This is a genomic window from Dietzia aurantiaca (genome assembly GCF_021033825.1).
GTDB lineage: Bacteria > Actinomycetota > Actinomycetes > Mycobacteriales > Mycobacteriaceae > Dietzia > Dietzia aurantiaca.
In genome coordinates, this window is record NZ_JAIFXZ010000001.1 from 126,474 (window position 1) to 150,922 (window position 24,449).

A 24,449-nucleotide genomic window follows, 5' to 3' on the forward strand; every position below is an offset into this window, starting at 1 on the left:
CCACAGATGTATCTGCGAGCGGTCCGCCGACGGGTATCCACCCGTGTGCCGTCACTGATCTTCAAGGCCCGGAAATACCCGGTCAGACCGGGAACGGGCCGTCGATGACGGAACATGAGGCAAATAGCAGCCAGCGCAACGACCTAATCTAGCCTATAGCGGCACTGAAGTCCAGCCCTCGACGGGGAGAGCCCCGGAGGCTGTGGCATGCGTGGCGCGACGACCGTCCCTGCGCTGGTTGCCCTCGTGGCTCTCGCCTCATCGGCCCCCGGTCGGGACGTCGCACCCGGGCGGAGTCCTCTACGCCCGATGCCCCTAAAGAGTGACGGGTCGAAGCCCGTTCGTCAAGGATCTGACGCCGCTTGTCCCGGATCCCCGGCCGGAGAATGTCCGATCCGCGGCCGACCGAGGCGTGTCAGGACGGCAGATCCGGGATCTTCGACAGCTTCCAGACGCCGTCGACCCTGTCCAGACCGACGAGGTAGGTGCCGCTGGTGCTGCCCGCGGCGGCGCCGTCGCGCTCCATCGAGACGTCCTGGACCAGCAGGACCTCCGCGCGGTCACCCTCGAGATAGGACAGGCCGGCCTCTCGGACCTGCGCGTCGACGGTGGTCGCGGACTGCTCGTAGCTGTCACGGAGCGCCGGCCAGTTCGCGTCGAGTTCCTCGACGAGGTTCGGCGTGAGGAACTCGCCCAGCGAGTCGTGGTACTCGTCGAGGCTCTCGTGATCGATCGACACGAGCCGCTGCACGTTGGTCGACGCCGCGGTGAGGACCTCGTCGGTCTCCGCCCTGTCCACGAACGCCTGATTGGGCACCGAGATGCCCGGCTCGGTGGCGAGATAGGCGCCCGCCGCCCCGGCCACCACGCCCACGGCGAGCGCGGCGTAGGCGAGGGTCCGCCCGGAGGGACGACGACGAGACGCCGCCTCCCCCGCATCCGTCCGCGGGTCGGTGGCTGCGGAACGGGTGGCGGCCTTGTCGTCGTCGACCTCGTTCACACCCCGGGGCGTGGTCACCGGCCCGGTACCTGCTTCGGGCGACCCGGTCGATCCCTGGCGGGCCGGGCCGGAGTGACCGGCGAGTCGACGCGTGGCGGGGGCCTGGGCCGGCTTCTGGTTCCTCTTGATGGGTGGCATCTAGCTCTCCTCGCCCTTCCTCATCGTCCGGCGGTGGTGGTGGGAGCCGGCGCGGAGGTCGACCCCTCCCCCGCGGTGCCGGCGGAGCTGTCCTCGTCCTCGACGTCCTCGGGGTCCGGGAGTTCGAGATCCTGCACGGACTGGCTGGACTGGCCGACCGGCACCGTCACACCCACCTGGTTGACCGCGTCAGCCTTCCACTGGCCGTCGACCCGGGTCAGGTCCACCCGCATCGCCTGGCGGCCCGTGATGTCCTCCTGGCCCTCGCGCTCGGAGTGGGCGGTGAACACGACCAGCACGGCGGCGTCACCCTCGTCGACGTTCAACTCCTCGACCGCCGCGTTCGAGACGGTGGCCGTGGTGACGGCCTTCTGCTCGATGACCCGGTTGCGGACGTCCTCCGACCACTGCTCCTGCTCGGTGAGGAAGTCCCCTGTCGACATCGAGGAGAGCTGCTGGAGCGACTCGTCCACCTTCTGATGATCGAAGCTGAACGCGTTGATGATCACCTGCGAGGCGACGTCCGTGACCTCGTCCCGCTGCGTGGCCGCGGTCTGCGCCGAACGCGCCTCGGCGTAGCGCCAGCCGAACACGCCCAGAACCGACAGCCCCACCACCAGCACCACCAGGGACACGGCCGTCAGCCACCGCGGCACCCCGGCGGCAGCGGCAGTGGTGTCCGTGCTCTCGCTCGTCTCCTGCGAACTCATGGCGGCGACGGTACCGGACGGGCGGCGCGCCGGATCACCGGGCGGTCGCCGCGTCACCGCGGGATCAGTCCCTGCAGGACCGCGAGCTGCTCGGCGGCCACCGACAGGTTGAGCTTGTCCGGATCGATCTTGGGCTTGTTGTCCCACGGCTGCACGACACCCGGATACGCGTACTCGACCCGCTCCGCGCCACGCACGTTGGTCGGGCTGCCGAACGGTACCGAGCAGTGCGCGTCGTAGTTGGGCGGGAAGTTCTGCTCCTGCGGATCGAACGAGGGATCCTGTGCCTTCATCTCGTCGATGATCTGCTGCGTCCCCTCGTATCCCATGGTGCAGGGGGTCGGGTTGTCCATCTCGAGAACGAGACCGAAGTGGATCGTCCCGTCGCCCGGGGCCACGGACAGACCGCCGGCGGCCAGTGCGGGCAACAGCTGCAGCAGCACCTTGAACGACGGCGCCAGCGGGTCGACCGTCTTCATGGTATTCGACAGATTGGTCACCGAACGCGTCAGGGGTTCGCCCGAGATCTCCACCAGGCGGCGGGTCTCGTCCGCGAACTCCGGCGCGGTGGAGATCAGCCGCTCCAGATCCGAGTCCGAATCACGCAGTGCTTCGGTGACCGTCCGCAGGTCGCGGGAGAAGCTGATGATCTCGCCGGACTGGTCCGCCTGCGTGTCCAGGACCGTGGCACCGTCGCGGATGAGCGCCTGGAGCTGGGGCATGGTCCGAATTCCGGAGTCCGAGATCGTGATCAACGAATCGGACAGCCGCTGGAGCTGGGGACCCCGCCCCTCGAAGGCCTTTCCGAGTTCGTCGACCGTCACCTCGAGCTCGTCGAGCGGAACCGACCGCGACAACTCGTCGACCGACAGCAGCAGGTCCTCCACGCGGACGGGCAGCGCCTCGTCGCCCGCAGAGATCACGTCTCCGTCCTCCAGATAGGGCTCGGAGAGACTGCGTGGTCGAAGGTCGACGTACTGCTCACCGATCGCCGACCGGTTGGCCACGACGGCGACCGTGTCGGCCGGGATGTCGGGCGCGCTGGAGTCCAGATCCAGTGCGACCCGGACGCCGTCCTCGGTGAGCGAGAGGTCCCCGATGCGGCCGACCGGGGTCCCTCGATAGCTGACGGCCGCGTTGGTGAACACGCCGCCGGTGTCGGGCAGGTCGAGATAGACCTTGTACTGGCCGATACCGAACAGCGACGGCAGGCGCACGTAGTTGGCGCCGACATAGGTGATCCCCACTGCGGCGATCACGCAGAAGGCGATGAGCTGCGTTCTCAGGGTCTTGTTCACTGGTATCCGGGCTCCCCTGGTTCGGGCAGGTAGTTCTCGGAGAACTCCGAGGTACCGGGCGCGGGCGGGGGGTTCACTGCCCGGTCCATGATCGGCGGGACGGGAAGCAACGGCAGCACGATGGTCGTGCGCCTGTCGGGTCCGTTGTCCCCGATCCAGGGGTTGCCCGGATCGACGTTGTACGGACCGCTGGTCGTGGTGGGCCAGAGCGGCACCGGGTTGCCCTGGTTGGCGCCGAGGTTGCGGAGGGTCTCGGAGATCGTGGCGTCGATCGACAGGAACACGTTGGCCGAACCACCGATCGTCGACTGGATCGAGGCGTCCGGGAACGGGAACGTCGGGACGAACCCGGTCAGCTCGATGAGTTCCGGCGTGGATTCACCAAGGTACTGCAATACCGGCCGCAGTGCCCGCAGATCCGCGATGAGGTCCTCACGGCTGGTCAGAAGGATGTCGGAACCGACCTGCCCCAGGGCGTCCACCCGACGCAGCATCTCCACGAACTGCGGCCGCTGCTCCTCGAGCACGGCCACACCCGCGGGCAACTCGTCCAGGGCCGCCTGGATCTGCGCGCGCTGGTCGTTCGCCCGGGCGGACATCAGGTTGACCCCCTCGAGTGCCGCGGTGATGCTGTCGCGCTGCCGGTTGAGACCCGAGATGAGTTCGTCGGCCGACCGCAGCGTTTCGGTGAGCCCCTCCTCCCGACCGTCGGTGACCTTGCGCATCTCCGCCACGATCGGCTGCAGCTGGTCCACGCCGCCGCCGTTCAGCAACAGCGACAGGGCGCCGAGCACCTGCTCGATATCGGTGGCCGTGCGCGTGTTGGAGGTGCGGATGACGTCACCGGATTCGAGTTGCCCGACGGGCTCGGCATCCTCCGGCGGGGTGAGCTGGACGAACTTCTCACCGAGGAGGTTGGTCTGCTGGATCGACGCCTCGACATTCTCCGGAAGGTCCACGTCGTCGTTGATCAGCACCTCGACCTGGGCGGTCCACCCGTCCTCGGCGAGCGAGATGCCGGTGACCCGGCCGGCGTCGAGGCCGTTGACCTTGACCGAGGACTGCAGGACCAGGTCCAGGACGTCGTCGAACTGGATGGCCACGTTCAGGGGGTCCTCCCCCACGTCGGCACCACCGGGCAGGGTGTAGTCCTCGAGGTTCATCGAACACCCGGCCGCGAGCACCGAGACGAGCGCCGTGGCGCCCAGCACCCGTCCGGCCCGGCCGATCCCGGGCAATCCGAGACCTGATCGGGCGAGACCGGCTGCAGTCGGCCCGGCCGCGGCGTCGTGACTGTCGTGTCTCATCACTGCCCCCCTTCGGACGCGGGGGTCATCGGCCAGCCGCGGATCCCCGGAACGGTGCCGGGCACCGGAATGGACTGCTTCATCTCACCCTCGAGGATGCCCAGCGGCAGGTTCGGGTTGGACGCACGAAGTTCTTGGTTGCGCTCCGGAGCGAGCGCCTCACACGCCTGGATGTCGGCGCGCCGCAGGTTGTCGAGCTCCTGGAACATCTCATTGCCCGGATTGAGCCGGCCCAGCTTCATGAGCGTGCACAGAACACCGGCGGGGTTCTGCTTCTCCGGGATGTTCGCGCGCATCGACAGGGAGCCGGACTCCGCGTCGTAGGCGTTGATGAGGTTGGCCAGCGCCAGCGGGGCGGTCTTGAGGATCTCCTCGATGTCGCCGCGCTGGTCCGCCGTGATCTGGCTGAGGGAGGCCAGCCGGTCGGCGTTGCTGCGGATCACGTCCTGGTTGTCCCGGACGAGACGGGCCACGTCGGCCAGGGCGTAGCTCAGCTCGGCCAGCGCGCCCTGCAGGTCCTCCCGCTGCCCGGCGACCGTCGAGTTGAAGGTCGCCATCTGCGTGTTGAAATTGCGGACCTGCGCGTCGTTCTCCGCCAGCATGGTGACGAAGGACTGCAGGTTGACCACCGTGTCGCTGATGTCCTGGCTGGAGTCGGCGAGCGTCGTGGCCGCCGTGGACAGCTCGTCTATCGACCGTCCTAGGGCGGCGCCGTTGCCGCCGAGCGTATCCGCGGACGTCGCCAGGAAGCGATCGAGCGAGCCGTCCTTGTTGGCCCCGTCGGGACCGAGCGCCTCGGTGAGCTCCTGGACCGAGGCGTACAGCTTGTCCACCTCGACCGGTGTCGCGGTCCGGTCGAGCGGGATGTGCGCGCCTGACTCCATGGTCGGGCCACCCGCGTAGGCCGGGACCAACTGGATGTTGCGGTCTGGGATGACCGACGGGGTCACCTGGACGGCCTTGGCGTCGGCCGGGACCTCGACACCCCGCCGGACGTGGAGCTCCACCTCGACCGTCTCGCCCATCGGCACCACCTTGTCCACCGAGCCCACGGTGACGCCGAGGATTCTCACGTCGGTGCCCTGGGAGATACCGACCGCCGACGGGAACGTCGCGGTGATGGTGGTCCGCCCCATGCGGGACACGGATAGGTAGGTCACGGCGACGATCGCGACGACGACGACGAGGATCAGCGCGAGCAGCCAGTACGGCAGTTTCTTGGTCATCAGTTGATCCCACTCAGTCGTGCGGGGCCACGGGCGCCCGGGTAGAACGGCGGCTCAGGCGCGCCCGGCGGTATCAGGTTGGTGACCACCGAATCGAACCATCGTCCGGTACCCAGCATGTTGGCGTACAACCGGTAGAACGGGGCGAGGTTGTGGATCGACTTCTTCAGCTCCTCCTCGTGGTCGGTCAGGACCCCGAGCGCGGAATCCAGACTCTCCAGGGTGGGAGCGAACTCCGCCTCGTTCTCGGCCACGAAGAGCCGGAGCTCGGCGGACAGTCCGCGGGTCGACGCCAGGACCAGCTTGAGGCTCTCCGACCGTGCGTTGAGCTCACCGAGGAGCTGCCCGGTGCCGATGATGAGCCGCCGGAAGTCGTCATTACGCTCGGCCAGGATCTCCGAGCTCGTCTTGGTGGCCTCGAGGAGCGCACGGAGTTCGTCGTCGCGGCTGGAGATGGTCTGGGACAGGCGGGCCACGCCGTCGACGGCGCCGCGGAACTCCTCGGGAGAGGCCTGCATCGCATCGGTGAGGGTGTCGAGGCTTGTCGCCAGCTTGGTGTCGTCGATCTTGTCGAGGGTCTCGGCGGCCGACGAGAACGCGGTCACGACGTCGTACGGCGCCACCGTCCGCTCGAGCGGGATGGGCTCCGACCGGTCCAGCTCACCGTTGCCCGCGGGAGTGAGGGCGAGGTACTTCTGCCCCAGCACCGTCTTGATCTGGATGCTCGCGCGGGTGTCGTCGCCGAGCCAGGCGTCCTTCGCCCGGAAACCCACGGCGACCTTGTCGCCCTCGAGCGCGACGTCGGTGACGACTCCGACCTTGACCCCGGCGACCCGCACCTCGTTGCCGTCGGTGAGGCCGGCGGCCTCCGAGAAATAGGCCTTGTACTTCGGCCCGGCACCCACAAACGGCAGAGCGTCCAGCATGAACGATCCCGCCGTGAGCACGAGGATCACCAGCACGCCCACGGCGCCGACCATCGCGTTGGAGAACCGGGGCTCCCCTGGCTTGCGCTTGCTCACGGGATCCCCCCTTCGTGGCACCGAGGTGCGGAGTTGGTGTACAGCACGTGGTTGAGTGTCGGACCACCGGAGGGCAGGAGGTTGGGCACGTTGTTGCCCGGCCCCGACACGATGTCCGCGCCACACAGATAGAACTGGAACCAGGACCCGAACGATCCCATCCGGATGAGGTTGTCGGTCTTGAGCGGCATGTTGTGCAGCACCTCGCTGACCTTGTCCTCATTCGCGACCACGTCATCCGTGACCTTCTTGAGATGGTCGAGCGACTCGGTGACGCTGGGCCTGGTCGCGGTGACGATGTTCTCCGCGGACGAGGTCAGGTCAGCCATCGAATCGAGAGAGCTACCGATCGCGTCACGCTCCTGGGCCAGCCCCTCGACGAGCTGGCGGGTGGTCACCACGAGCTGCTGGAACTGCACATCACGATCGTTGATGGTCTGCAGCACCTGGGTGAGGTTGTCGATGACCTCGCCGATCACCTGGTCGCGATCGGCCAGATGGTTGGTGAGCTGACCTGTCTGCTGGACCAGGTTGGCGACGGTCCCGCCCTCACCCTGGAGGACCTTGACCAGCGAGTCCGCCAGCGCGTTGACGTCGTCGGGCTGCAGCGTGGTGAACAAGGGTTGGAACCCGTTGAACAGCGCGGTGAGGTCGACGGCCGGCGAGGTCTTGTCGAGCGGGATCGTCGTTCCCGCCGGCATCGCCGGCTGGGCGGGGCCCGGCACTCGGGCGATGTTCATGTACCGCTGACCGATCATGTTGCGGAATCGCAGCGTCAGGTGGACGTTCTCCGGCAGGGTGCGGTCGCCGACCATGGTGAAGTAGACCTTCGCCTTGTCTCGGTCGTACACCTCGAAGTCGGTAACGTGCCCCACCACGACACCGGCGATACGGACGTCATCCCCCTCCTCGACCATGGTCGCGTCGGAGAAGATCGCCGAGTACTTGGTCCCGTCTTCACGGGTACCACCACGGATGGTGGTGGCGAGAACCGCACTGAGCAGGACAGTCACCACCACGAAGACGGTGAGCTTGACGAACGATCCCAGCAGTCCACCGCGGAACACTGCCTTGAGTTTCGCGTTCACTTGAAGGCCACCTCCGTTCCGCGCAGCGCCGGAGCACCGACGGCGCCTATCCACCCCGGGACCTCGTCGACGTCACGTGAGGTGGCGACTCCGTACACGGTTCGGACGGTGTCGGTCTCCAGTGGAGATCCGGCGTAGGCCATGGCCATCACGTCTGCTCCCTGTCCCGCGGTGACGGTCGACGGGAACGGCATGTTCGGCTGCTCCGGCACGGCGCGGCCGGGGGCTGCGGGAACTGATCCCCGAGTGCGCATGGTGGGCACGGGACCGTCTTCCAACAGGGGATTCGGCAGGGTGGGCATGAATTCCGGCCCGGGGTTACGTGAGGGCGGCTGATAGGAGCCGTCCGCGATCGCACCGCCGGGTGCCATAGGGAAGTTCTGCGGTGCCTGGGCGGGCTCGTAGCAGCGCGGTCCACGCGTGTCGAAGAACCGGGGCTCGTCCTGGTTGGGGACGTACCGACCCTTGGGGTTGACGACCTCGATGGTCACCCGGATACCGGGGGTCGAGGTCCCCACGCCGAGAATGTCGTCAGAACGCTCGAGAGCGGTCATGAACAGTTCGGCCGTGCAGGGAAGCGCCGGCGTGTACTCGGCGAGCGCCTCCAGCGAGCGGCGCGAGTTGATGGTCAGCGCGATGAGGTCGTCGCGGTTGTCGACGAGGAAGCCGGTGGCCGCCTCGGAGCCCGAGCTGATCCGCTCCAACCCGTCCGCTATGTCGGTGCGCCGCTGGATCACCGTGTCGCCGGTGGTCCGGAGTGCGTCGAGAGCGTGGATGAGGTCGGGCAGCGCCTCGGAATAGGTCTGGGAGAAGGTCGCCAGATCCTCGAGCCCGGCCTCCAGTGCGGGCATCTCCTGGGTGATTCCGTCGAAGACCTGTCCGATGTCGACCAGGCCCGCGCCGATCTCGTCTCCCCTGCCGGCCAGCGCCTGGTTGATGGCGCCGAGCGTGCCGGCGAGCTTCTCCGGCGGGACTGCCTCCAGTACCGGGAGCAATCCGTCGAGGACGCGACCGAGCTCGGTCGCGTTACCGCGGGAATCCTGCTCGATGGTCGCACCAGCCTCGATCGTGCCGACCGGCTGGTCGGGGAACGCCAGTGAGACGTAGCGCTCGCCGAACAGCGTCTTGGGCAGTAACCGCCCGCTGATGTTCGCGGGCAGCTGATCCATATAGGCCGGGTCGAACTCCATGTCGACGCGCACCCGGTCGCCCTCCAGCTCAACGCCTGCGACGCGACCGACCAGTACACCCCGGGCCTTGACGTCCGCGTCGTTCGGCAGGGCGAAGGCCATGTCGTCGGTGTACATGGTGACGCTGTCCGACGACGTGAACGCCCGGTTGTAGATGGCGACGGTGACAGCGACGAAGGCCATCACAATGACGATGAACAGGGCTGCGAGCAGTCGCTTCCTCGTCGAGGACATCTCGTTCATCCGGCCACCCGCACAGTCGTGGTCGTGCCCCACAGGGCGAGTCCGACGAAGAAGTTGAGGATGGCCACCACGACGATCGTCGTCCGGACGGCACGCCCCACGGCCACGCCGACACCGGCCGGGCCGCCGGTGGCGGTGAACCCGTAGAAGCAGTGGATCATCACGAGGACGAACGCGAAGATGATGACCTTGATGAAGGAATATATGACGTCTTCTGGTGGCAAGAATAGGTGGAAATAGTGGTCGAATGAGCCTGTGGACTGGCCTTGGATCAGGGTGTTGACCCCCCGCGTGGCCAGGTACGACGCCAGCAGACCGACCACGTAGAGCGGGATCACCGCGATGAAGCCGGCGATGATCCGGGTGGTGACCAGGTACGGGACACTCGGGATAGCCATGACCTCGAGGGCATCGATCTCCTCGGAGATCCGCATGGCACCGAGCTGGGCGGTAAAGCCGCAGCCGACCGTGGCCGAGAGCGCGAGGGACGCCACGACCGGCGCCACCTCACGGGTGTTGACGTAGGCCGACAGGAAGCCGGTGAGGACCGAGCTGCCGATCTGGTCGAGCGCCGCGTAGCCCTGCAGGCCGACCACCACGCCGGTGAAGCCGCTCATCATGACGATGACGCCGATGGTGCCGCCGAGGACCGCCAGCACGCCCACCCCGAACGTGACCTCGGCGATGAGCCGCAGCACCTCGTGCCGGTAGTGCACGATCGTCTGCGGGATCCAGCGGATGGCCCGGAGGTGGAACGCCAGCTGGTCGCCCAGCGAGTCGAATGACGCAATAGGGCCACGGATCATGGCCCGCAGTCGCGCCCGCGTGGGCCCGACGTCGGTATGTATCGCCATCTACGACCCCTTCGGGGGAACGATCTGCAGGTACATCGCCGTGAGGATGAGATTGGCGAAGAACAGCAGGAGGAATGTCAGGACCACGCCCAGGTTCACGGCATCGCCGACGCCCTTGGGCCCACCCTTGGGGTTCATGCCGCAGTACGAGGCCACGACTCCGGCGATGAGCCCGAACACCAGGGCCTTGAACGAGGACATGATGAAGTCCGGCAGCTGGGCGAGCGCACCGAACGACATGAGGTAGGCACCGGGGGTACCGCCCTGCAGCAGGATGTTGAACACGTAGCCGCCGGAGATCCCGACGATCGAGACCAGGCCGTTGAGCAGAACCGCCACCAGCATCATCCCCAGGACGCGGGGGACGACGAGGCGCTGGACAGGGTCGATTCCCAGGACCCGCATCGCGTCGAGTTCCTCGCGGATACTGCGGGCCCCCAGGTCTGCAGCAACCGCGGATCCCGCGGCGCCGGCGATGAGAAGGGAGGTCACCAGGGGCGCGCCCTGCTGGACGACGGCGAGGACACCGGTCGCACCGGTGTACGCCTCCGCACCCAACTGCTGGACCAACGATCCGGTCTGCATCGCCACGACCGCACCGAACGGAATCGCGACCAATGCCGACGGAAGGATTGTCACCGAGGCGATGAACCAGGACTGCTCGATGAACTCACGGAACTGGAACGGCCTCCTGAAGATCCCCCGGAGCACCTCGAGGAAGAGCCTGAACACCGAACCAGCCGCGCCGATCGCATCCCGGATACCGCCGCCGACCTCGGCAGCCGAGACCCCGGCCTTCTCTTCTGGCTGCTGGGTTGCGCCCTCCGCCATCTACCCTCCCCCCCCGGACTCGTCGCCGATTCAGTTCTCAGCAGAACCATAGTGGTCGTCCAGGCCGCTTCCGGAGGCGGAGTCGCCTCCGGAAGCCGGCGCGACGGCACCCGCCGGGACGGCCGTGGCGGTGTTTCCGTTGCCGTGGCCTCGCGCGGCCCACTCCTCACGGATGGCGTTCTGGGCCCCCTCGGGCAGGGTGTCGAGCATCTCCGACACGCGCTTCTCACGACGCAGCTCGCCCTGACGCACCGGGCTACCCGGCGTCGGCTGCATCTGCGACGGCACGCCTCGGAGTTCGTCCTCGCCCGGGGAACCGTCGTTGTGCCCGGCCTCGGCCTGCTCCATCTCCGCACGCATCTGCGCGTCGTCCTTCTCCTCGGACATACCGATGGGGCCGAGCTTGGATCCGCGCAGGAACTGACGCACGGACGGTTCCTCACTGGTGAGGAGCACCTCGCGGGGGCCGAACATGACGAGGTTCTTGCGGTACAGCATCCCGAGGTTGTCGGGAACCGTACGGGCCAGGTTGATGTTGTGCGTCACGATGAGGATCGTGGCGTCGATCTGGGCGTTGATGTCGATGAGCAGCTGTGCGAGGTAGGTCGTACGCACCGGATCGAGTCCCGAGTCGGGCTCGTCGACGAGGATGATCTCCGGGTCCAGTACGAGGGCGCGGGCCAGGCCGGCGCGCTTGCGCATACCGCCTGAGATCTCTCCGGGAAGCTTGCCCTCGGCGCCGGTGAGACCGGTGAGCTCCAGCTTCTCCATGACGATGTTCCGGATCTCTGATTCCGACTTGCGCGTGTGCTCCCGCAACGGGAACGCCACATTGTCGTAGAGGTCCATCGAGCCGAACAGCGCACCGTCCTGGAAGAGGACGCCGAACAGCTTGCGGACCTCGTAGAGCTCCTTGGCGGTGCACTGGAGGATGTCCGTGCCGTCGATGATGATCTTGCCGCGCTCAGGCCGCAGGAGACCGATCAGCGACTTGAGGAACACGGACTTACCGGTGCCCGACGGGCCCAGCAGCGCGCTGACCTCTCCCTCGGGGAGGGTGAACGTCACGTCCTCCCAGATCTTCTGCGAACCGAACGACTTGGTCAGCCCTTCGACGGAAACCTCGACACCCACGTCAGCACTCCTCACTTCAGCCCACGTTTGTGGCCACGGTCACTGTAAACTACCGCTCGGAGGAACTGCTTTGTTACATGCCCACCGATTCCGTTACGTGATCAGATCGAACCGGTAGTGCGAGACCGGTGGACGGCGGCCAAGGCACGCCGCCCGGGTGGCTCGCCGGACGCTGTGGCATGCCTGATCGGGCCCGGTCGATCCCCTCCACCCGTCGCCCGGAAATGCCGCAGGGGCGGCCCGGCACGAATGCCGGACCGCCCCTGACGAGCGGTGCTGCGTCAGCTCACTTGAGCGAGACGGAGGCACCGGCCTCCTCGAGCTTGGTCTTGGCGGCCTCGGCGGCCTCCTTGTCGACCTTCTCCAGCAGCGCCTTGGGAGCGGACTCGACGAGGTCCTTGGCCTCCTTGAGGCCCAGGCCCGAGACGATCTCGCGGACGACCTTGATCACGCCGATCTTCTTATCGCCGGCCGACTCGAGGACGACATCGAACTCGTCCTGCTCGGCGGCGGCCTCGCCACCGGCAGCCGGGGCGCCGGCGGCCGCGACGGCGACCGGAGCGGCGGCGGTGACCTCGAAGGTGTCCTCGAACAGCTTCACGAACTCGGAGAGCTCGAGAAGGGTCATCTCCTTGAAGGCATCAAGGAGCTCGTCGTTGCTGAGCTTCGCCATGGTGGCGTCCTTTCGTTGTGTCCCGGCGCCGTCATGCGGCCCGGAAGCATGTGGGGTAGGTCAGTTCTTCTTGTCCTGGAGGGCGCCGAACAGACGCGCCAGCTGCGAGGCGGGCGCGTTGAACAGGCCGGCGGCCTTGGTCTGGTTGCCCTTGAGCGCACCAGCGAGCTTCGCGAGCAGGACCTCGCGGGACTCGAGCTCGGCGATCTTCTCGAAGTCGGTGGCGGACAGCGGCTGGCCGTCCATGACACCGCCCTTGATGACGAGCGCCTTGTTGTCCTTGGCGAAGTTCTTGAGCGCCTTGGCGGCGTCCACGACCTCACCGGTGACGAACGCGATGGCGGTGGGGCCGGACAGGAGGTCGTCGAGACCCTCGACGCCGGCTTCCTGCGCCGCGCGCTTCACCAGGGTGTTCTTGGCCACGGTGTACGTGGAACCTTCACCCAGCGCCTTGCGCAGCTCGGTGACCTGCGGAACGGAGAGTCCGCGGTACTCGGTGACCACAGCGGTCGTGGAGTTCTGGAAATGCTCCGTGATCTCCGCGACGGCCTGGACCTTGGCGGGCTTTGCCATGTTTCGCCTCCTTTCTGCTTCGTCTCGCCCGAGAGAAACACGAACGCCCCGTGCGCAGGGGGCACGGGGCGTGGAGGAATGGCCGCGAACCCTGGGGTTCACTGACACGTCCGACGCTGACCGGTGTTCTCCTGCGCGGGCCGTCCGGGCGCTCCCGGACCCTTCGACCACCCCCGGCGGGAGTGGCGACCTGCGGTCTTCGGTGAAACTTGATCAGTTGCCCGGCTGCACGGGGCGACCAGGCGTTCAAACTTCCGCTCAAGAGTATAGGTACTCGGAGGAACAGACCAAATCTCCTGGCCGCCGGAATGGCGGGCCGGTCAGGATTCTGACAGATTGGTGCCGTGGCCCCATCCCCGTCCCGTGTCGCCGTCGTCTATAACCCGATCAAAGTCAGTGGCGACGAGATCCGTCGACGCACCGAGATCCGGGCAGCGCGCCACGGGTGGACCGATCCCCTGTTCCACGAGACCACGGAAGCCGATCCGGGAACCGGGCAGGCCGCCGCGGCCGCGGCGGAGGGAGTCGGCTTGGTGATCGCCTGCGGTGGTGACGGAACGGTGCGTTCCGTCGCCCGGGGGCTCATCGGCAGTTCCGTACCGATGGGCGTGGTCCCCCTCGGTACCGGCAACCTGTTGGCCCGCAATCTCGACGTCCCCCGCGACGCCGTCGACCGCGCGCTGCATGTGGCCATGGGCGGGCGGACGCGCCCGATCGATCTGGGCGAGGTCCGGTACACCGACGGCGACGGCACCTCGCACGACGATGTCTTTCTCGTCATGCTCGGCGCCGGCATGGACGCCGACATGATCGCCGGCACCGACGACGATCTCAAGGCCCGCGTGGGGTGGCTCGCCTACGTCGGGGCGTTTGCCAACACCCTGGTACGCGGTCACCGGATCAAGGTCGAGTATTCACTGGACGACGGTCCACTCGTACAGACGAGGGCGCGGACCCTCCTCGTGGCGAACTGCGGGATGCTGCAGGGCGGGATGGTGCTCCTGCCCGCCGCAGTGATCGACGACGGCCAACTGGACGTGATGGCGCTTCGCGCCAAGGGCGTGCTCGAGTGGGCCGAGGCCGGTGCCGTGCTCGCCCAGCACACCGTCCGACACCGGGTCCGGTCGCTCCCGGGAACGAGGGCGCCGGCGGACGAACGAGAACAACGCCGGACGCCCCCGGTGGATTTCCGGCAGGGCGTGCGGGTGCACACCCGGATCCTCGAGAAGCCGGCGTCGTTCCAGATCGACGGGGAGGACTGCGGCACGGTTTCGGGCTTCTCGGCACGGATCAAGCACCGGGGGTTGATGGTCCGGGTCCCGAACTGACCCCTCAGGTCAGTCGTCGCGCACGAAAAGCGCCACCACATCGTGGATCTCCTCCCCGCCGTGTGCGAGACCGTCCACCTAGGGTTATGAGGAGAGATGCAAGAGCCACGCACCGGGCGGCGCGCGGCGGGGAGGGAGCGGAACGTGGAGTCGACAACGCAGGACCGGAGCGGCCCACTGGCGGGGATGCTCGTGTTGGAGCTCGGCACCCTCATCGCCGGTCCCTTCGCCGGGCGCCTGCTCGGCGACATGGGCGCCCGGGTGATCAAGATCGAGGATCCGGGGCGCCCCGACCCCCTGCGCACCTGGGGACAGGGCGAGCGCGACGGGCGCCGACACTTCTGGACGGTCCACGCCCGGAACAAGGAGTCCGTCACGCTCGATCTGCGTTCGGAGGAAGGCGCGACGATCTTCCGCGACCTGGTGTCCCGCGCGGACGTGGTGGTCGAGAACTTCCGCCCCGGCACCCTGGAGAAGTGGGGGCTGGGACCCGATGAGTTGCACGAGATCAACGCGGGCCTGGTGATCGGCCGCGTCTCGGGGTATGGCCAGACCGGTCCGCAGGCCACGCGCGCCGGATACGCCTCCGTCGCCGAGGGCGTCTCCGGTCTGCGCCACCTCAACGGCTTCCCCGGCCAACCACCGCCGCGCATGGCGTTGTCGATCGGCGACACCCTGGGCGGGATGTTCGCCGTGCAGGGCGTCCTCGCGGCGCTACTCGCCCGCGCCACCAGCGGCCGCGGCCAGGTGGTGGACGTCGCGCTCACCGAATCCTGCCTGGCGGTCCAGGAGTCGGTGATCCCCGACTACGACGCGGCCGGGGTGGTCCGCGGACCGTCCGGCACCCGGCTCGAGGGGATCGCGCCGTCCAACCTGTACCGGGCCTCCGACGGCCTGTGGGTGATCATCGCAGCCAACCAGGACACCGTGTTCCGCCGCCTGTGCTCGGCGATGGAACGCCCTGCGCTCGCCGACGACCCCCGGTTCGTGGACCATTCGGCGCGCGGCATCCACCAGGACGAGATCGACGCGATCATCGCCGACTGGGCCGCCGAGCGCACGGCCGAGCAGATCCGCGAAACCCTCGACCGTGCAGGAGTGGTGGTGGGGCCGGTCAACACGGTGGCCGACGTGGTGCGCGACGAGCAGTTCCGGGCCCGCGGGATGCTGGTTCCGCACACGGTGCCCGGCGTGGACGACACCGTCCTCGGCCCCGGCGTCGTGCCGGTCCTGACCGACACCCCGGGACAGGTCGGCCGCGGCGGCGCGCCGGAGCCCGGGTTCGACAACGATGCCGTCTACCGCGACCTCCTCGGGATGGACGACGCGCGCATGTCCGACCTGGCCGCGCGTGGCGTCATCTGACGGCCGGGGCCCGCGGACCCTGCGGCAGGGTCCAGTCGAACTCGCGGCCGTTGCCGTGCGATCCCGCCGAGGCCCGCGACCGCGAGGCCTCCCCCAACTCGGCGAGCATGCGGTCACCGGCGGCGATCAACTCGTGGAAGCGCTGCGGATCCAACCAGTCTGGTCGCAGCGCGAACAGCACGTCCTCGGTGGCCGAGTTCCCCGAGGCACCCGGGGCGAAGGGACAGCCGCCGAGTCCGCCGAGGGCCGCATCCACCATGGTCGCGCCCGCGCCGACGGCGGCCAGCGTGTTGGCCACGCCCATCCCCCAGGTGTCATGTCCGTGGAAGACGATCCGGCGGTCGCCTGCGGCCTCCTGTGCGGCCGAGACCAGCTCGGACACCTGACGCGGGTGCGCCTGGCCGAGGGTGTCGGCCAGAACCACGTCGACCGTCCCCGCCCCGCGCGGGTCGCCGACGAGCTCCAGGACCCGGTCCGGATCGACCTGCCCGGTGATCGGGCAGGTGAAGGTGGTGGCCAGGCACAGCTGGACCGTGCCCTCCACCTCCGCGGCGACCTCGAGCGCCCCGGGCAGTGCCGCCATGGAGGTCTCGGTGTCGCGGCCGATGTTCGCGGTGTTGTGCTCGTCGGTCACGGACAGGCAGTACTGGAAGCGGCGCACGCCGGCGTCCGCGGCCCGACGGACGTGCCCCGGGGTGGCCACCCAGACCCAGCAGCGGTCGCGTTCGGCCTCGTCCAGCGCGCCGATCACCTCGAGGGTGTCGGCCAGCGCCGGCACGAGATCGGGGCGGGCCATCGACCCCACCTCCAGCTCCGGCACCCCGAGCCGGAGGAGGGTGCGGACGAGCGCGACCTTCGAGTCGGTGCTCAGACGTCCCTCGGTGAGCTGCAGCCCGTCCCGCAGGGCCACATCCCGCACCGCGACAGGGTGCGCGGGCGGGGGCGACCCGGCGGGCGAGCTGTTCGGCGAAGTGGTCATGAGGACATCCTCCCGTAGACGTCGGCGATGAAGCGGAAATGCGAGTGGGCCCCGCGGCCAGATTCTGGTCGCGGGGCCCTCACCCCTGCCGGGGCTCACCTCAGTCGAGGATCAACTCACTCGTCTCCGGAGCCGGCCTCGAGCAGCTTGGACACGGCGGAGGTGTCGACCGGGATGCCGGGGCCGGTCGTGGTGGAGATGGTGATCTTCTGCAGGTAGCGGCCCTTCGAGGAGGACGGCTTGAGACGCATGACCTCGTCGATCGCGGCCTGGTAGTTCTCCGTGAGCTGCTCGGTGGAGAACGACGCCTTACCCACGATGAAGTGCAGGTTGTTGGCCTTGTCGGTACGGAACGTGACCTTGCCGCCCTTGATGTCCGACACGGCCTTGGTCACGTCCATGGTGACGGTGCCGGTCTTGGGGTTCGGCATGAGACCACGCGGACCGAGCACGCGGGCCACACGGCCCACCTTGGCCATCTGGTCCGGGGTGGCGATCGCGGCGTCGAAGTCGAGCCAGCCGCCCTGGATCTTCTCGATGAGCTCCTCGGAGCCCACGGCGTCGGCGCCGGCGGCCTCGGCCTCGGTGGCCTTCTCGCCCGCGGCGAAGACGATGACGCGGGCGGTCTTACCGGTACCGTTCGGAAGGTTCACGGTGCCGCGGACCATCTGGTCCGCCTTGCGGGAGTCGACGCCAAGTCGCATGGCGACCTCGACGGTGGCATCCATCTTCGTCGAGGAGGTGTCCTTGGCCAGGGCCAGGGCATCCAGAGGCGAGTACAGCTTGGTGCGGTCGACCTTCTCAGCGGCGGCCTTGAAGGCCTTGCTGTTCTTGCTCATGTCAGTTCCATTCCTGCCGCGCCCACTGCGCAGCGGTTGGGTGTGGTGCGGGCCTGAGCTGCCCTTCCACAGGTGCTATCGGGGTGGAGGTCAGCCGTCGACCGTGATGCCCATGGAACGGGCGGTGCCGGCGACGATCTTGGCCGCCTGGTCGATGTCGTTGGCGTTGAGGTCCTCCATCTTGGTCTGCGCGATCTCGCGGACCTGGTCCATGGAGACCTTGCCGACCTTGTCGGAGTGCGGGGTGCCGGAGCCCTTCTGCAGGCCGGCGGCCTTGAGCAGGAGCTTGGCGGCCGGGGGCGTCTTCAGCTTGAAGTCGAACGACCGGTCCTCGTAGACCGTGATCTCGACCGGCACGACGTTCCCGCGCTGGTTCTCGGTTGCTGCGTTGTAGGCCTTGCAGAACTCCATGATGTTGACACCATGGGCACCCAGAGCCGGGCCGACCGGCGGGGCCGGGTTCGCAGCGCCGGCCTGGATCTGGAGCTTGATGAGCCCTGAGACCTTCTTCTTCTTCGGAGGCATCGTCTTCCTGATTCTTCGACTGGATCTCGGTGCCGCGCTGTACACGCGGGGGACCGACTGTCGTGTGCGCCTCCCCGCGACGCCCAGCCACCTGGCGGGCATGCGGGAATACAGGCGCAACCTGAGAGAGTCTACGTCCAATCAGGCCCCAACACCCAATCGGCGCCCGGCGCCGAAAACAGCGAACCCGCCCGGCGCGTGCTGCGCGGGGCGGGTTCGCCGACAAGTCCGTGGGCGTCAGTCGATCTTCTCGACCTGGTTGAAACCGAGCTCGACCGGGGTCTCGCGTCCGAAGATCGACACCAGCACCTTGAGCTTCTGCGCGGCCGGGTCGACCTCGGAGATGCTCGCGGGGAGGGTGGCGAACGGACCGTCCATGACGGTGACGGACTCGCCGACCTCGAACTCGACCTCGATGGCCGGTGCGACCAGACCGCCCTCGCCCTCGGCGGAGCCGGCCGCGGCCTTCTTCTCCGGCTTGGGGGCCAGGAACTTGGCGACGTCGCTCAGCGACAGCGGGGTCGGGGCGCCCGTGGCACCACCGGTCGCGCTGACGAAGCCGGTCACGCCGGGGGTGTTGCGCACGACGCCCCACGACTCGTCGTCGAGCTCCATTCGCACCAGCACGTAGCCGGGCAGGACCTTGCGGTTGGCGGTCTTCTTCTGACCGTTCTTGACCTCGGTGTACTCCTCGATCGGGACCTCGACCTGGAAGATCTTGTCCTCGGCGCCGAGGGTGACGGCGCGGGTCTCGAGGTTGGCCTTCACCTTGTTCTCGTACCCGGCGTAGGAGTGGATGACGAACCAGTCACCGGGCAGCTTCCGCAGCTGGCGCTTGAACGCGATGATCGGGTCGATGGTCGGTGCGGCCGGCTCGGCGGGAGTCTCCGCCTCGGCCTCGTCGCCTCCCTCGAGGTCAGCCTCGTCGCCGTCGACGATCTCCTCGACGATCTCCTCGTCGCCGTCGGTCCCCTCGACGACGTCCTCGTCACCGGCGGTCTCGTCCTCGGCAGTTGGGGGGACCTCGGCGTCCGACGGATCCGCACCCGTGTCACCGAGCACCGCGTCGGCCTCGATCTCGGCCTGCTCGGCGGCAGCGGGGGTCTCCTCGACGCCGTCGGCCTCAGGGCTCTGGTCGATGTCGCTCACGGAAATGCGGTCCTCTCGAGTTTCGTCGGTCCGGTTCTCGCCCCGGACCTGGTGCGGCGGGTCGTCAGCGGTCGAAGACGAGCTCGACGAGCTTGCCCGCACCGAAGTCGACGCCGGAGACCAGCGCCGTCATGAAGATGAGGAACAGGAACACCACGATGGTGTAGGTGACCATCTGATTGCGCGTGGGCCAGATGACCTTACGCAGTTCCTCGGCCACCTGCGCGATGTACTGGAACGGATTGGCGCGGGACGCCCGCGTGTCCTCCGGCTTGTCCGCATCGGTCCGGACGCGGCTCGCGACGGTCGTGTCGCCACGACCGGCCTTCCCGGTGGGGACGGCGGCATCGGAGTCGCGGGCGCCGCTGGTATCGACGTCGTCGTCGCGATCCTTGCTCACGCGCCTACCTCCGGGTCGTCTGGCTTGCGGGGAAGTGCAGGGGCGACAGGACTTGAACCTGCAACCTGCGGTTTTGGAGACCGCTGCTCTGCCAATTGAGCTACGCCCCTTCGGCCGGTCTCCCGGCCACCCGTGCCTTCCGCGTCTGCGGTCCGCACGAACGCCTCGACTCTACAGTGTCGGCTACTGCCTTGGGCAGCGTGGTCCGCGACCGCGTTCGGTCGGGCGTCCCACTGTACGACAGCGGCCGCCGTCCGCCGAAATCACACCCCCGTCGCGACCGTGACGATCGCCTTGCCGAACACCTTCGCGCCGCCACACATCACGGTCAGCGCGACGTCGGTGCTCGCCCCGTCCTCGGCCACTCTGCGCACCGTGCCGGACACCTGCAGCACCGCGGGCTCATCGGCCGGCACCACCACGGGCCCGGCGAACCGGATCGATGTGGCCAGGACGCGGTCCGCTCCCCCTGCCCACCCGGCCACGACCCCGATCGCCAGCGCGGACGTGAGCATCCCGTGCGCCACCACGCCGGGCAGACCGAGCGCCTGCGCCGCCCCGTCCTCGAGGTGGATGGGATTGTGATCGCCCGAGGCCTCGGCGTAGCGGCGGAGGTCGGCACGGGTGATCTCCACGACGCGGGAAGGCAACGCGTCGCCGACGGACGGGGCGACGGCCGGTGTCGTCGTCGGGTCGTGCGGCGTCGTCATCCCTCCACCTCCGCGGTGAGCAGTGCACTGGTCAGGGTCTGGACGGCCGCGCCGCGGGCGTCGCGCAGGACGGTGTCGAAGCCGATCATCCGCCCGCCGCGCGCCGACCGCACGCCGGTGACCGTCGCGGTGGCGGTGAGGACGTCGCCGATCCGGATCGGTCGGTGGTGCTCGCTGGATTGCGCGGTGTGGAGGGTGCGCGAGAGGTCGATTCGCAGCGCGGGGTGGTCCATCACGGCGCGCTGGACCGGGGCGGTCAGCGCGGCGGCGAGGGTCGCCGGAAGCTGCCCTGGCGGTGCGGAGACCGCCTCGGCGAAGCGCGTAACCACCGCGTCGGTGACCGTGACGGGATCCCCGACGACGACGACGGGGTCATCAGCGTTGTCTGTGCTCACACCCGGTGACGCTACCCGAGCACCGGTACCCGTCCCGCCGGTCTCGCCCGGGTGGCCGCCGCCGCCCCGGCCCGCCGCCGGCCCGAGGCCGGGTCAGACGTATCGGAAGTCCTCGCCCTGCGCCCACGCGAGGAGCTTGTCGGCGGTCTCGCGCCGCGACGGCGGGTGGTAGCCGAACACCTGGACGGCCTCGAAGGCGTATGCCAGCTCGGGGTCCTGCATATAGGCGAACCCGCCCGCGGCCTCGCGGGCCCCGGACTGGACGCGGACCAGGGCCTCCCGCATCGACCATCGGACCAGCGCGAGGCGGGCGGACAGGTCACCCCCGCGCTCGCCGGAGTCGAACGCGGCCGCCACGGCCCGCAGCGCGGTGCGCATCGTCTCCACCTCGGCCAGCACGGTCGCGAACAGCTTCGAGTCCACCGCGTCCTTGGCCGCGAGTGCTTCCACCAGGCGCGCGGCCACGCCGAGGTAGCCGGCGCTGATGAGCAGTCCGAACCACAGGTAGCCGGTCATCTCATGGACGTCGTCGGGGTCGTTCTCCGAGGTGAGGAACACCATGTCGGACTCGACCCGCACCTCGTCCAGCACCAGCGCGTCGCTCTCGGCCGCGGCCAGGACGGGTGCCTTCCAGAAGTCCTCGCGGGTCAGGCCGTCGGAGCCGTTGAACACCAGGACGACAGCCCGCTCGGAGTCGTCGACCAGAGCGCTGGCCACTAGCAGCGACATGGACCGGGACAGACTGCAGGGCATCTTGCGGCCGGAGAGCAGGTAGTCGTCACCCTCCCTGCGCGCGGTCATCGTGGGACGGAACACGGACCCGCCGGGCTTGCCCTCGGAGAACCCGGACGCCATCACGGTGCGCTGCTCGACCAGGGAGCGGATGAGCTCGCGCTCGTCCGGCGTCGCGTCCTCGGCGGCCTCGAAGAGGGTGGCGCAGGACAGGTGGTGCATGGTCGTCGCCGCCGCCAGCGACGGGGCCAGTGCGCCGACCGCGGTCTGGAACCGGACCGCCTCTACTGCTGTTGCGCCACGGCCTCCCAGTTCGGCTGGAACGATCAGCCCGGTGGCGTCGGTGGCGGCCCACTCGGCGATCGCGGTGGAATCGGGGCTTTCATTGGCCGTCAGGCCCGCGGTGGACAGTCGTTCCCGCAGGCCCGGCGCGTAGTGGTCCAGCACGGCGTACTCGGTGGTCAGGGTCATGGGGGTTCCTCTCGTTGGTGGTGATCAAAGCTGATCGGCGTCGCCGACCGACAGAGACCGCCTGCGGCCGGGGCTCGGTGGCGGTCAGCCGCCGGCGAGCATGAGTCGGGCGGCCTCGGCGCTCGTCCGTGCCGGTCGCCAGCCGGTGGCGTGGCGCAGCCGCCGGGACGTCGTGACGGGTTCACCGGGCGTCACCCAGTGGGACGAGTAGGGCAGCAGTCGGAGTCGGTAGCCCAGGTCCGCCAGGCGGCCGGCGAGACCGAGCGGCAGGGGCACACACAGCGAGCGGCTCCAGCGGCACATCTGCGCGACGGTGACCGCGTCCTCGGCTCCCACGTTGAACTCGCCGTCCACCCGGTCGCGGATCACCCGGACGTACGCGTCGGCCAGATCGTCCTGGTGGAGGAACTGGTAGTAGGAGCGCCACGGTGTCGGGTACACGACGACCCGGGCCCGCATCGACGCCAGTCCGGAGTTGTCCATGTCCGGGCCCACGATGTAGGTGGGGCGCAGGACGGTCACGGCCATCCGCCCACCACTCGTGTGGCGCCACTGGCGGATGTCCTCCTCGACCAGGGCCTTGTGGTGCAGGTAGTAGTGCTCGGGCCCCGCACCGATCGGGGCCGATTCGTCCAGGACCTCCGGCCCGCCGCGGGGTCCGTAGGCGTTGACGCTGGAGGTCATCACGCAGATCGCGGCCCCGGCCGCGTCGGCAGCGCGGAGGATACGGGCGGAGCCGTCCACGTTGACCCGACGGGCCGCGGCCTTGTCCCTGGGCTCCTCCACGACGAACGCGCAGTGGATCACCGCGTCGGCGCCGGCCATGACCCGGTCGACGGGGTCGGTGGCCAGATCCAGCGTCACGGTTTCGATGCGCGGGTCGGCAACCCGCAGCGGCGAGCGCGAGATCGCGACTATCGAATCGACCCGGCTCTCGGTGATCAGCCGTCGCAGGATCGCCGTGCCGAAGTCGCCGGAGGCGCCGGTCAGCACGACCCGCATCAGACCGTCGCCCCGACGAGTTCCGCGAGCACGCCGTCGATCGCCTCGGCGGCGTGCGCCAGCTGCTCCTCGGTGTGCTCAGAGGTCACGCACACCCTCAGGATCGCGCCCGATGCGGGGACGGCCGGGCTGACCGCGGTGCCGGTGTACACGCCGCGGGCCATCAGTCGATTCCATGCCTCGAACGCCAGCATGTCGTCGCCCACGTGTACGGGCACGATCGGCGACCAGTCGTCACCGGCGTGCCCCGAGCCGCACTCGTGGCCGCGGCGCTCGAGATCCGCACGCAGTGCCGTGGCCTTGTGCCGCAGAGCCTCCACGCGACGTGCGCCCTCGTCACTGCGGATGATCCGCACTGCCGCCAGCACGCCGGCCACCGTCGCGGGCACGGCCGCGGTGGAGAACAGCATCGGTCGCGCACTGACCCGTAGCCCGGCGATCAGCTCGCGGCTGCCCGTGATGAAGCCGCCGATGGAGGCGGTGGCCTTGGACAGCGACGACATGGTCACGTCCACGTCGGCCGAGCACCCACATTCCTCGGACCAGCCCCGACGGTTCTCGCCGTAGAGACCGAGGGCGTGGGCCTCGTCGACCATCAGTGCCGCGCCGTGCTCGCGGGCCAGCGCAGCGATCTGCGGGACCGGGGCCAGGCTGCCCTCCATCGAGTACAGCGAATCCACGACCACCAGGATCTGGTCGGCCCCCGACCTGCGCGCCGTGACCAGAGCCTTGTCGAGTGATCCGAGGTCGTTGTGGGCGAACACGTGGGGCGTCGCGCGGGACATCCGGATGCCGTCGCGGATCGAGGCGTGGGCGAACTGGTCCACCACCACCGCGTCGTCGGGACCCAACAGGGCGGCCAGCGTCCCGAGGTTGGTCTGGTATCCGGTCGAGAAGCTCAGGCTCTGCTCGGTGCCGAACCAGCGGGTGATCTCGTCCTCGAACTCCTCGTGTAACTCCATGGTGCCGTTGAGCAGGCGGCTTCCGGTACTGGCCGCGCCGAATTCCCGGACCGCGCGGACCGCCGCCTCGACGACCTCGGGATGCTGGGCCAGACCCAGGTAGTTGTTCGACCCGAGCATGATCCGCTCGGTGCCGTCGTAGGTGGTCACGGTGCCGCAGCCGGACTGCGACGCGGCGAAGTACGGGCTCTGGCCGGCCGCGGTGATGGCCTCGAAGAGTTGCACACGGTCGTCGCCGTGCAGACGGTCGATGATGGGGTGGTTCACGGAGGATCCTTTCCGTCGGGTTCTCGGGCTTCGCGACG

25 protein-coding genes and 1 tRNA gene are annotated in these 24,449 nt (G+C 68.6%); 2 read left to right on the top strand and 24 right to left on the bottom strand.

From position 1 onward, the window contains the following. Positions 1-415 precede the first annotated feature (415 nt). The 13 genes from K3888_RS00615 to rplJ form a co-directional block, all read right to left on the bottom strand. Positions 416-1,138 (bottom strand): hypothetical protein, encoded by a 723-nt coding sequence (locus K3888_RS00615; protein WP_230928292.1) that lies wholly within the window; start codon positions 1,136-1,138, stop codon positions 416-418. 20 nt (positions 1,139-1,158) lie between these two features. After that, positions 1,159-1,848, bottom strand: coding sequence for an Rv1363c family protein (locus tag K3888_RS00620; RefSeq protein ID WP_230928293.1), 690 nt, complete (start codon positions 1,846-1,848; stop codon positions 1,159-1,161). A 53-nt stretch (positions 1,849-1,901) separates the two neighbouring features. Beyond that, on the bottom strand, positions 1,902-3,146 hold the full coding sequence (locus K3888_RS00625) for an MCE family protein (protein ID WP_230928294.1): 1,245 nt from the start codon (positions 3,144-3,146) through the stop codon (positions 1,902-1,904). Continuing rightward, complete coding sequence (locus K3888_RS00630; protein ID WP_230928295.1) at positions 3,143-4,453, bottom strand: MCE family protein; 1,311 nt, start codon at positions 4,451-4,453, stop codon at positions 3,143-3,145. The genes K3888_RS00625 and K3888_RS00630 overlap by 4 nt, the downstream gene beginning before the upstream one ends. Beyond that, on the bottom strand, positions 4,453-5,679 hold the full coding sequence (locus K3888_RS00635; protein WP_230928296.1) for an MCE family protein: 1,227 nt from the start codon (positions 5,677-5,679) through the stop codon (positions 4,453-4,455). Before K3888_RS00635 ends, K3888_RS00630 begins: the two co-directional genes overlap by 1 nt. Beyond that, the gene (locus K3888_RS00640) at positions 5,679-6,701 is read right to left on the bottom strand and encodes an MCE family protein (RefSeq protein WP_230928297.1); all 1,023 of its coding nucleotides are present in this window, start codon (positions 6,699-6,701) and stop codon (positions 5,679-5,681) included. Before K3888_RS00640 ends, K3888_RS00635 begins: the two co-directional genes overlap by 1 nt. Further along, positions 6,698-7,789, bottom strand: coding sequence for an MCE family protein (locus tag K3888_RS00645; RefSeq protein ID WP_230928298.1), 1,092 nt, complete (start codon positions 7,787-7,789; stop codon positions 6,698-6,700). Before K3888_RS00645 ends, K3888_RS00640 begins: the two co-directional genes overlap by 4 nt. Continuing rightward, the gene (locus tag K3888_RS00650; protein WP_230928299.1) at positions 7,786-9,213 is read right to left on the bottom strand and encodes an MCE family protein; all 1,428 of its coding nucleotides are present in this window, start codon (positions 9,211-9,213) and stop codon (positions 7,786-7,788) included. The genes K3888_RS00645 and K3888_RS00650 overlap by 4 nt, the downstream gene beginning before the upstream one ends. A gap of 5 nt (positions 9,214-9,218) precedes the next feature. Beyond that, positions 9,219-10,028 carry an MlaE family ABC transporter permease gene (locus K3888_RS00655; protein ID WP_230928653.1) on the bottom strand — a complete coding sequence of 270 codons (810 nt, stop codon included), beginning with the start codon at positions 10,026-10,028 and terminating at the stop codon, positions 9,219-9,221. A 48-nt stretch (positions 10,029-10,076) separates the two neighbouring features. Next, positions 10,077-10,907 carry an MlaE family ABC transporter permease gene (locus K3888_RS00660; RefSeq protein WP_230928300.1) on the bottom strand — a complete coding sequence of 277 codons (831 nt, stop codon included), beginning with the start codon at positions 10,905-10,907 and terminating at the stop codon, positions 10,077-10,079. Between the two features lie 30 nt (positions 10,908-10,937). Beyond that, the gene (locus tag K3888_RS00665) at positions 10,938-12,041 is read right to left on the bottom strand and encodes an ABC transporter ATP-binding protein (protein ID WP_230928301.1); all 1,104 of its coding nucleotides are present in this window, start codon (positions 12,039-12,041) and stop codon (positions 10,938-10,940) included. Between the two features lie 286 nt (positions 12,042-12,327). After that, complete coding sequence (gene rplL / locus K3888_RS00670) at positions 12,328-12,714, bottom strand: 50S ribosomal protein L7/L12 (protein ID WP_230928302.1); 387 nt, start codon at positions 12,712-12,714, stop codon at positions 12,328-12,330. Positions 12,715-12,774: 60 nt separating this feature from the next. After that, positions 12,775-13,287 (bottom strand): 50S ribosomal protein L10, encoded by a 513-nt coding sequence (gene rplJ, locus K3888_RS00675; protein WP_230928303.1) that lies wholly within the window; start codon positions 13,285-13,287, stop codon positions 12,775-12,777. Between the two features lie 344 nt (positions 13,288-13,631). On the opposite strand from rplJ, the gene K3888_RS00680 reads away from it, so the two are divergent. Together K3888_RS00680 and K3888_RS00685 are read left to right on the top strand one after the other, a co-directional pair. Beyond that, positions 13,632-14,615 carry a diacylglycerol/lipid kinase family protein gene (locus K3888_RS00680; RefSeq protein ID WP_230928304.1) on the top strand — a complete coding sequence of 328 codons (984 nt, stop codon included), beginning with the start codon at positions 13,632-13,634 and terminating at the stop codon, positions 14,613-14,615. Positions 14,616-14,801: 186 nt separating this feature from the next. Further along, the gene (locus K3888_RS00685; protein WP_230928654.1) at positions 14,802-15,980 is read left to right on the top strand and encodes a CaiB/BaiF CoA transferase family protein; all 1,179 of its coding nucleotides are present in this window, start codon (positions 14,802-14,804) and stop codon (positions 15,978-15,980) included. Here the strand turns inward: K3888_RS00685 and K3888_RS00690 are convergent. The 11 genes from K3888_RS00690 to K3888_RS00740 form a co-directional block, all read right to left on the bottom strand. Then, positions 15,973-16,959, bottom strand: coding sequence for a hydroxymethylglutaryl-CoA lyase-like TIM-barrel protein (locus tag K3888_RS00690; protein WP_230928305.1), 987 nt, complete (start codon positions 16,957-16,959; stop codon positions 15,973-15,975). The two genes, K3888_RS00685 and K3888_RS00690, sit on opposite strands and share 8 nt — an antisense overlap. Before the next feature lie 116 nt (positions 16,960-17,075). Beyond that, a complete protein-coding gene (gene rplA, locus K3888_RS00695) occupies positions 17,076-17,798 on the bottom strand; it encodes a 50S ribosomal protein L1 (protein WP_230928306.1) in 723 nt (240 codons plus the stop codon). 90 nt (positions 17,799-17,888) lie between these two features. Continuing rightward, positions 17,889-18,323 (bottom strand): 50S ribosomal protein L11, encoded by a 435-nt coding sequence (gene rplK, locus K3888_RS00700; protein WP_230928307.1) that lies wholly within the window; start codon positions 18,321-18,323, stop codon positions 17,889-17,891. A 237-nt stretch (positions 18,324-18,560) separates the two neighbouring features. Next, a complete protein-coding gene (gene nusG, locus K3888_RS00705; protein WP_230928308.1) occupies positions 18,561-19,472 on the bottom strand; it encodes a transcription termination/antitermination protein NusG in 912 nt (303 codons plus the stop codon). A gap of 64 nt (positions 19,473-19,536) precedes the next feature. Continuing rightward, on the bottom strand, positions 19,537-19,872 hold the full coding sequence (gene secE, locus K3888_RS17965; protein ID WP_230928309.1) for a preprotein translocase subunit SecE: 336 nt from the start codon (positions 19,870-19,872) through the stop codon (positions 19,537-19,539). Positions 19,873-19,909: 37 nt separating this feature from the next. After that, positions 19,910-19,982, bottom strand: a tRNA-Trp gene (locus K3888_RS00715). A gap of 153 nt (positions 19,983-20,135) precedes the next feature. Continuing rightward, positions 20,136-20,582, bottom strand: coding sequence for a MaoC/PaaZ C-terminal domain-containing protein (locus tag K3888_RS00720; protein WP_230928310.1), 447 nt, complete (start codon positions 20,580-20,582; stop codon positions 20,136-20,138). Continuing rightward, positions 20,579-20,977: a (3R)-hydroxyacyl-ACP dehydratase subunit HadA gene (gene hadA, locus K3888_RS00725; protein ID WP_230928311.1), complete on the bottom strand. Its 399-nt coding sequence runs from the start codon at positions 20,975-20,977 to the stop codon at positions 20,579-20,581. The genes K3888_RS00720 and hadA overlap by 4 nt, the downstream gene beginning before the upstream one ends. A gap of 93 nt (positions 20,978-21,070) precedes the next feature. Continuing rightward, positions 21,071-22,180 (bottom strand): acyl-CoA dehydrogenase family protein, encoded by a 1,110-nt coding sequence (locus K3888_RS00730; RefSeq protein WP_230928312.1) that lies wholly within the window; start codon positions 22,178-22,180, stop codon positions 21,071-21,073. A gap of 84 nt (positions 22,181-22,264) precedes the next feature. After that, positions 22,265-23,182 carry an NAD-dependent epimerase/dehydratase family protein gene (locus K3888_RS00735; protein WP_230928313.1) on the bottom strand — a complete coding sequence of 306 codons (918 nt, stop codon included), beginning with the start codon at positions 23,180-23,182 and terminating at the stop codon, positions 22,265-22,267. Then, positions 23,182-24,411, bottom strand: coding sequence for an aminotransferase class I/II-fold pyridoxal phosphate-dependent enzyme (locus K3888_RS00740; protein WP_230928314.1), 1,230 nt, complete (start codon positions 24,409-24,411; stop codon positions 23,182-23,184). Before K3888_RS00740 ends, K3888_RS00735 begins: the two co-directional genes overlap by 1 nt. Positions 24,412-24,449: the final 38 nt, after the last annotated feature.

Excerpts from the sequence above, each read along its gene's own strand:
- rplA (WP_230928306.1), bottom strand. The coding sequence starts at position 17,798 with ATGAGCAAGAACAGCAAGGCCTTCAAGGCCGCCGCTGAGAAGGTCGAC.
- K3888_RS00630 (WP_230928295.1), bottom strand. The coding sequence starts at position 4,453 with ATGAGACACGACAGTCACGACGCCGCGGCCGGGCCGACTGCAGCCGGT.
- rplJ (WP_230928303.1), bottom strand. The coding sequence starts at position 13,287 with ATGGCAAAGCCCGCCAAGGTCCAGGCCGTCGCGGAGATCACGGAGCAT.
- K3888_RS00655 (WP_230928653.1), bottom strand. The coding sequence starts at position 10,028 with ATGATCCGTGGCCCTATTGCGTCATTCGACTCGCTGGGCGACCAGCTG.
- rplK (WP_230928307.1), bottom strand. The coding sequence starts at position 18,323 with ATGCCTCCGAAGAAGAAGAAGGTCTCAGGGCTCATCAAGCTCCAGATC.
- K3888_RS00720 (WP_230928310.1), bottom strand. The coding sequence starts at position 20,582 with ATGACGACGCCGCACGACCCGACGACGACACCGGCCGTCGCCCCGTCC.
- K3888_RS00735 (WP_230928313.1), bottom strand. The coding sequence starts at position 23,182 with ATGCGGGTCGTGCTGACCGGCGCCTCCGGCGACTTCGGCACGGCGATC.
- K3888_RS00685 (WP_230928654.1), top strand. The coding sequence starts at position 14,802 with ATGCTCGTGTTGGAGCTCGGCACCCTCATCGCCGGTCCCTTCGCCGGG.
- K3888_RS00615 (WP_230928292.1), bottom strand. The coding sequence starts at position 1,138 with ATGCCACCCATCAAGAGGAACCAGAAGCCGGCCCAGGCCCCCGCCACG.
- K3888_RS00650 (WP_230928299.1), bottom strand. The coding sequence starts at position 9,213 with ATGTCCTCGACGAGGAAGCGACTGCTCGCAGCCCTGTTCATCGTCATT.
- K3888_RS00660 (WP_230928300.1), bottom strand. The coding sequence starts at position 10,907 with ATGGCGGAGGGCGCAACCCAGCAGCCAGAAGAGAAGGCCGGGGTCTCG.
- rplL (WP_230928302.1), bottom strand. The coding sequence starts at position 12,714 with ATGGCGAAGCTCAGCAACGACGAGCTCCTTGATGCCTTCAAGGAGATG.
- K3888_RS00730 (WP_230928312.1), bottom strand. The coding sequence starts at position 22,180 with ATGACCCTGACCACCGAGTACGCCGTGCTGGACCACTACGCGCCGGGC.
- K3888_RS00690 (WP_230928305.1), bottom strand. The coding sequence starts at position 16,959 with ATGACCACTTCGCCGAACAGCTCGCCCGCCGGGTCGCCCCCGCCCGCG.
- K3888_RS00635 (WP_230928296.1), bottom strand. The coding sequence starts at position 5,679 with ATGACCAAGAAACTGCCGTACTGGCTGCTCGCGCTGATCCTCGTCGTC.
- K3888_RS00620 (WP_230928293.1), bottom strand. The coding sequence starts at position 1,848 with ATGAGTTCGCAGGAGACGAGCGAGAGCACGGACACCACTGCCGCTGCC.